Annotated in this window: 6 protein-coding genes; 4 read left to right on the top strand and 2 right to left on the bottom strand. The window is 70.4% G+C overall.

Annotated elements, in window-relative coordinates; translation table 11 throughout:
- The 3 genes from ACGFNI_RS35815 to metF all read left to right on the top strand — a co-directional run.
- A partial coding sequence (locus tag ACGFNI_RS35815) for a methionine adenosyltransferase domain-containing protein (RefSeq protein ID WP_393689926.1) occupies positions 1-129 on the top strand: 129 nt, incomplete at its 5' end.
- 35 nt (positions 130-164) lie between these two features.
- Positions 165-1,142: a carbohydrate kinase family protein gene (locus ACGFNI_RS35810; RefSeq protein WP_393689923.1), complete on the top strand. Its 978-nt coding sequence runs from the start codon at positions 165-167 to the stop codon at positions 1,140-1,142.
- Positions 1,143-1,183: 41 nt separating this feature from the next.
- The gene (gene metF, locus ACGFNI_RS35805; protein WP_393689924.1) at positions 1,184-2,095 is read left to right on the top strand and encodes a methylenetetrahydrofolate reductase [NAD(P)H]; all 912 of its coding nucleotides are present in this window, start codon (positions 1,184-1,186) and stop codon (positions 2,093-2,095) included.
- A gap of 59 nt (positions 2,096-2,154) precedes the next feature.
- On the opposite strand, the gene ACGFNI_RS35800 is transcribed toward metF, so the two are convergent.
- Positions 2,155-3,369 (bottom strand): cytochrome P450, encoded by a 1,215-nt coding sequence (locus tag ACGFNI_RS35800; RefSeq protein ID WP_393689921.1) that lies wholly within the window; start codon positions 3,367-3,369, stop codon positions 2,155-2,157.
- Positions 3,370-3,914: 545 nt separating this feature from the next.
- Between ACGFNI_RS35800 and ACGFNI_RS35795 the strand changes: the two genes are divergently transcribed.
- Positions 3,915-5,153, top strand: coding sequence for a cytochrome P450 (locus ACGFNI_RS35795; RefSeq protein WP_393689919.1), 1,239 nt, complete (start codon positions 3,915-3,917; stop codon positions 5,151-5,153).
- A 38-nt stretch (positions 5,154-5,191) separates the two neighbouring features.
- On the opposite strand, the gene ACGFNI_RS35790 is transcribed toward ACGFNI_RS35795, so the two are convergent.
- Entirely contained in the window at positions 5,192-6,250 is a 1,059-nt protein-coding gene (locus ACGFNI_RS35790) for a PP2C family protein-serine/threonine phosphatase (protein ID WP_393689917.1), read from the bottom strand.
- Between the last annotated feature and the right edge of the window lie 307 nt (positions 6,251-6,557).

The raw sequence follows: 6,557 nt of genomic DNA, 5'->3' as shown, positions 1-6,557 counted from the left end.
GACCTGGACCTGCTCCGCCCGATCTACGCGCAGACCGCGGCTTACGGGCACTTCGGCCGCGAGCTGGACGACTTCCCCTGGGAGCGCACCGACCGGGCCGCGGCCCTGCGCACGGTCGCCGGCTCCTGAGCCCACCGCCTTCGAGCCCAGGTCCGGAGAGAGATATGCGTATCGCTGTCACGGGGTCCATCGCCACCGACCATCTGATGGTTTTCCCCGGCAAGTTTTCCGACCAATTGCTGGACGGACATCTCGACAAGGTCTCCCTGTCGTTCCTCGCCGACAAACTGGAGATCAGGCAGGGCGGGGTCGGTGCCAATATCGCGCTGGGGCTCGCCCGGCTGGGAATGAGCCCCGCACTGCTGGGCGCAGTGGGACGCGACGCCGCCGATTACCTTCAGTGGCTGGCCGCCAACGGCGTGGAAACCGAGCGGATAAGGGTCAGTGCCTCGCTGCACACCGCACGTTTCGTCTGCACCACGGACGCCGAGCAGCGGCAGATCGCCACGTTCTACGCGGGCGCCATGTCCGAGGCACGGGATATCGCGCTGGCACCGGCGTTCCGCGAGGGACTGGATCTGGTGGTGGTCGCGCCCAACGACCCCGAGGCGATGCGCCGCCACACCGCCGAATGCCGGGAGTCCGGCATCGCCTTCGCGGCCGACCCGTCGCAGCAACTCGCCCGCCTCGACGGCCAGGCGGCCCGGGAATTGGTGGCGGGGGCGCGTTTCCTGTTCACCAACGAATACGAGGCCGCGCTGCTCAGGGAACGTACCGGGTGGACCGCGCGGGAAATCCTCGAACGGGTCGGCACCTGGATCACCACGCTCGGGCCGCGGGGCGCGACGATTGCCCGCGCCGGGGAACCCGAATGCACCGTCCCGGCCGTACCCACCGGCGACATTCTGGATCCGACGGGCGCGGGTGACATCTTCCGGTCGGGTTTCCTCGCCGGTGCGGCCTGGGAATGGCCGTACGAGCGGGCCGCCCAACTGGGCTGTGCGCTGGCATCCGTTGTCCTGGGATCCATAGGCACCCAGGAGTACGAACTGTCCGCCGAGCACCTGACGGCGAAGATGGACAAGGCGTACGGGACGGCGGTCGCCGACGAGATCGGGGCCCACCTGGAGGAAGCGCTGTGAATGCCGGGCCCGCTGAATTCGCGCACCCGGCACGGCCCCGGGTGCGCGACATACTCGCCGCCGGCCGGCGTTCCTACTCGTTCGAGTTCTTCCCGCCCAAGAGCGATGCGGGCGAACGCGCCCTGTGGAACGCGATCCGGCGAATCGAAACGCTCTCCCCGACCTTTGTGTCGGTGACCTACGGCGCGGGTGGCTCGTCCCGCGACCGTACGGTGGCCGTGACGGAACGGATCGCCGCCGAGACGACGCTGCGGCCCGTCGCGCATCTCACCGCGGTGGGGCATTCGGTCCAGGAACTGCGGAACATCATCGGGCAGTACGCGGACGCCGGGATCGGTGACGTACTGGCACTGCGCGGCGACCCACCGGGCGACCCGCGCGGCCCCTGGGTGCCGAGTCCGCAAGGTCTCACCTATGCCGAAGAGTTGGTTTCCCTGGTCCGTCAGTGCGGCGATTTCAGCGTCGGGGTGGCGGCCTTCCCCGAGCGGCACCCGCGCTCGCCCGACTGGGAAAGCGACATCCGTCACTTCGTCGCCAAATGCCGGGCGGGCGCCGACTACGCCATTACCCAGATGTTCTTCCACGCCGACGACTATCTGCGGCTCCGGGACCGCGTCGTGGCCGCCGGCTGCGATATCCCGATCATTCCCGAGATCATGCCGGCCACGGATTTCCGGCAGATCAAGCGGTTCGCCGAACTGAGCAACGCCCGTTTCCCGGAGGCACTGGCACGGCGGCTGGAAGGCGCCCGCGACGACGCCGGGGCCGCGCACCGGATAGGCGTGGACCACGCCACCGAAATGGCGCGGGCCCTCCTGGACGAGGGCGCCCCCGGCCTGCACTACATCACCCTCAACAAATCAACAGCGGCCCAGGAAATCCACCTGAACCTGGGCCTGCGCCCCGACGGCCCCCTCCCGGCCGCCACCGCCCCCGCGGGCGGTGGCGGGTAACTCCACGTCGTCCCGGCGCCAGGGTGCCGATCACCCGGCCTGGTGAGCCTCCCCAGGGCTCACCAGGCCGCCGGGAGACTCAGCGGGCTGCGGGTGGTGGTGCCGAGCCGCCACTCGACGGCGGACAACGGCACGGTGAGGCGCAGGTCAGGAAGCCGGGCGGCCAGCCGGTTGAGGGCCAGCCGCAGTTGCAGGCGGGCCAGCCAGGTGCCGGGGCAGTAGTGCTGACCGGCTCCGAAGGCCAGGGTCGGCCCCTCCAGAGGCGCGAACAGGCTGCCGTGCGCGGCACTCGGGAAGACCTCGGGATCCCGGTTGGCCGCACTGCGGTCCGCCGCGACCACTTCGCCGGCCCGGATGCGGACGCCGCCGACTTCGACGTCCTCGGCGGTCCGAAGGAGGCTGCCGGGCCGGTCCCCGTAGTCGCCGAGCGGGATGAGATGCAGCAGCCGGTCCGCCAGCAGACCGGCCGCTTCCTCGTCGGAGCCGATCCGGGCCCAGGTCTCCGGACGCTCGCCCAGCAGGTAGAGCATGGCGTTGCCCAGGACCGTCAGCGTCGTTTCGTGCCCTGCCACCACCAAGCCGCAGACCAGATTGACCAGTTGCGTCTCCGGGATCCCGCCGTTGCGGTCGGCGGTCAGGACCAGGGTGCTGACCAGGTCGTCGCCCGGCGAGCCGCGCCGCTCGGCGAGGAGTTCGGCCGCGAAAGCGGAGAACTCCCGCAGCGCCACCGCCACGTCCTGAGCGTCCCGCCCCGCACCCGCGAAGGCATGCTCGGACCAGTGCCGAAGCTGTTCGGTGCGCAGCTCCTCCATGCCCATCAGCCTGCTGATCACGGCTACCGGCAGGGGCAGGGTGTAGCCGGTGATCAGATCCGTGGGCGCGCCGCGCCGGACGAGTTCGTCCAGCAACCCGTCGACGACGGAGGTGACCCAAGGCCGCCAGCGTTCGATCGCCCGCGGGGTGAACGCCCGCTGGATGGTGCGGCGCACCCGCAGGTGCTCCTGTCCGTCCTTGTTGAACATCGAGTCCGGGTCATTGCCCAGGTTGAGGTTGTCGGTGAGCGGCGGGGCGTCCGGTGCGAACAGCAGGGAACGGGTGAACCGTGCGTCGGTGAGCACCTTGCGGACGTCCCCGTAGCGGGTGATGAGCCAGACGGGGGTGCCGTTGGGCAGCGTCGTGCGCCGGGGCGGGCCCGGTTCGGGGAGCTTCAGACAGTGCATCGGCACCAACGCGTGGTCGCTGGGCTCCACGGCGGTGCCGTCGGTGTCGGACATGAATCCTCCTGGACCTGGCCGGTCCTCCCCGTCCCTGACCTCCTTCCGGGGGCGTGAGGCCGCCCGGCCGGGGCACGGGAGAAGGCCGGTGTGCGCGGGTCACCCGTCGGCCCGCTTCCGCTTCCGTGCGGCCCATGGGCGATGACCTCCGCAAGGACCTGCCCGCCATGGTTCCGCGCACACTCCGCCAAGTCCCCACAAAAAGAGGCCAATCCACCCGTACGTGCGAAACGAACGCGGTGCGGCGGGCCGGTGCGGCGCCGCGACCGCACCGGTGAGGCGGAGCGCGGACCGCACCCGCAGGACGTCAGGACCGGTGCCGCCCACGCCCGGACCCACCGGCGAACGCCTGACCGACCACCGCCCCCGTACGCATGAACGTCGGCACTCAGCGCAGCACCGGGTGTCAGAAGGGGAGCAACCTGTCGACAGGTCTGCTCAAGCGACGTACGCGTCCGGCCGGACCACCCTGCCGGATCGACCGCATCACCGCGCCCGTGGCGCGCCGAGGCCACGGCCGACCCACCGGGCACGGAGCCCACGAGGTGAGGAAGAACGTGAACGCCACCGCCAACACCCCATCAGCCACAGCCCACGGCCCGGCCTATCCGATGGAGCGCAGCTGCCCGTACCGGATGCCCGACGGGTATCAGGCGCTGCGCGAGGGACGGCCGTTGACGCGGGTGACGCTGTACGACGGGCGCGGCGCCTGGCTCGTCACCGGCAACGCCGAAGGCCGCGCCCTGCTGCCCGACCCGCGCCTCTCCGCCGACACCAGCCACCCCTCCTTCCCCTGCCTGATGCAGGAGATGGCCGACCAACAGGTCCCGCAGCTCCCGCTGATCGGCGTCGACGACCCCCTGCACGCCCGCCAACGCAGGCTGCTGGCCTCCGGGTTCGGCATCCGCCGGATCGCCGCGCAGCGCCCGCACATCGAACGGGCCGCGGCGGAACTGACCGATGCCATGTTGGCCGCCGGGAACCGGGCCGAACTGGTCGGCGCCTACACGCTGCCGCTCGCCTCCGAAGCGACCTTCACGCTCCTGGGCGTGCCGCCCGAGCGGCGCCCGGAACTCGCCGGACTGGCGAAACGCATGCTCACCCTCTCCGGCGAGGGCAACACCGGCCAGGCCGAACAGACCTACCACCAACTCCTCACCCGCCTCGAAGAGTTGCTCGCCTCCCGGCACCTGACCCCCGGCGAAGGCGTCATCGACGACCTCATCGCCCACCACCAGCCGCTCGGCGACGCGGACATCGGCGACCTCGCCATGATGTGCATGGTCCTGATCACCGGAGGAAACGACACCACCGCCGTCACCCTCGCGACCTCCCTCCACGCCCTCCTGGAACACCCGGACCAGCTCGACCGGTTACGCAGCGACCCCGCCCTGGTGCCGGGCGCCGTCGAGGAACTGATGCGCCTCACCTCCGTCACCGACGCCCTCCTCCGCGTCGCCACCGCGGACATCGACGTCGCAGGCCACACGATCAGAGCCGGCGACGGCGTGATCTTCTCGACGATGCTGATGAACCGGGATCCCGACACCTGGGAAGCCCCCGACACCCTCGACGTCCACCGCAAGGCCGGCCGCCACGTCGCCTTCGGCTACGGCATCCACCAGTGCGTCGGCCAGAACCTGGCCCGCGTCGAAATGGAAATCGCCCTCACCACCCTGCTGCACCGCATCCCCACCCTCCACCTGGACCCCGACCACCAGGTGCGCAGCGTCACTCCGCACGCCCAGCTGGGGGGCGTGGCGGAACTTCCCGTCAGGTGGTGAGCGGGGCGTCGCCGAGTACGACGACCGGTGGATCCGGGCTAAGCGGGCTGATCCCTCTGGCCGTCGAGTCGCTCGGTAGGGGCGCACAAGCACACGGCGAGGGCGGCGATGTCGTCGTCGAGGCGTCCTCTGCTGTAGTGGAGGAGGTCATGGTGGAGAGCGTTGAGCAGTTCGCCGGGGTGTCCCGGGGGCTGTCGGCGCAGCCAGGAGGTCACCGGGAAGAACTCGCCGTCGTGGCCGCGGGCCTCGGCGACCCCGTCGGTGTAGAGGAACAGCAGGTCGCCGGGGGTGAAGGCGAAGGTGTCGATGGTGTAGTGATCACCGATCAGCTCCGCGAGGTTGAGAAGCGGCGAGGGGGCGGTGGGCTCCAGGGCGCGGACTTCCCCGCCGTTCAGGAGCAGCGGCGGGGGATGCCCGCAGTTGAGGATTCCGATACTGCGGCCCCCGTGCGGGATCTCGGCGAGAAGGGCGGTGGCGAAGCGCTCCATCATGCCCTCGGGGGCAAAGGCGGCGTTGTAACGGGTACTGCTGGCCTCCAGGCGACGCGCGATATTGACCAGGTCGGCCTCGTCGTAGGCCGCCTCGCGGAAGGAGTTGACCATCGCCGCGGCCGAGCCCACCGCCGGCAGACCCTTGCCCCGCACATCGCCGATGAGCAGCCGGACCCCGTACTTCGTGTTGACCACCTCGTAGAAGTCGCCGCCGATACTGGCCTCCGCCGCAGCCGCGAGATACAGCGCCTCGATCTCGACGCTCCCGATGCGGTGCGGCATCGGGCTCAGCACGACCTGCTGCGCCGCGTCGGCGACGAGCCGGACCTGGAACAGGGTCTGCTCCCGCCGGAGCCGGACATGACTTCCGTACGCGGCTGCCACGGTGACGGCGACGATCCCCGCCGCCGTCCACCACGTCCCCAGGCCGGGGAACACGATGCCGAGGCCGATCATGAGCAGCAGGCAGACCGTCCCCAGCAGGACGGTGGGGAGCACGGGCCACATGGCGGCGGCGAGGGCCGGCGCTGCGGGCAGGAGCCGGCTGAAAGCCAGTTCCGGGGGAGTGGCGTACGCCAGGCCGGCGATGACAACCGTCAGGATCACCGGAGACAGCAGAGTGAGCCTCCGGCCGTGGCTACGGCGGAGGCTCACTCGTCCAAGCTTGATCACATTTCGCAGGATATCTACGCACAACGGGCATGGCGCTCTGGTGAGCCGGAGTCAGCCGCCTGCGCCCGGACGGTGCACCCTGCTGGGCGATGGCGCCGAGGCCGGGCGGAGCCGGGCTTTTCCATGACCGGAGCCCGCGGCTGTGCCCGTCAGAAGTCGTAGGGCTTCTTGGTGTTCCAGTTCAGGACGTCGGCTTCGTTCCAGCTGAACTGGGGCTTGTCGCCCTTGACGTCGACGGAGT

Origin of the sequence: Streptomyces sp. NPDC048644, assembly GCF_043199105.1 — a bacterium.
Taxonomy (GTDB): domain Bacteria; phylum Actinomycetota; class Actinomycetes; order Streptomycetales; family Streptomycetaceae; genus Streptomyces.
The sequence above is the reverse complement of the archived record's forward strand: the minus strand, read 5'-3'. Positions and strand labels throughout refer to the sequence as shown.

Coding starts and splice junctions, on each gene's coding strand:
- ACGFNI_RS35810 (WP_393689923.1), top strand. CDS start 165: ATGCGTATCGCTGTCACGGGGTCCATCGCCACCGACCATCTGATGGTT.
- ACGFNI_RS35800 (WP_393689921.1), bottom strand. CDS start 3,369: ATGTCCGACACCGACGGCACCGCCGTGGAGCCCAGCGACCACGCGTTG.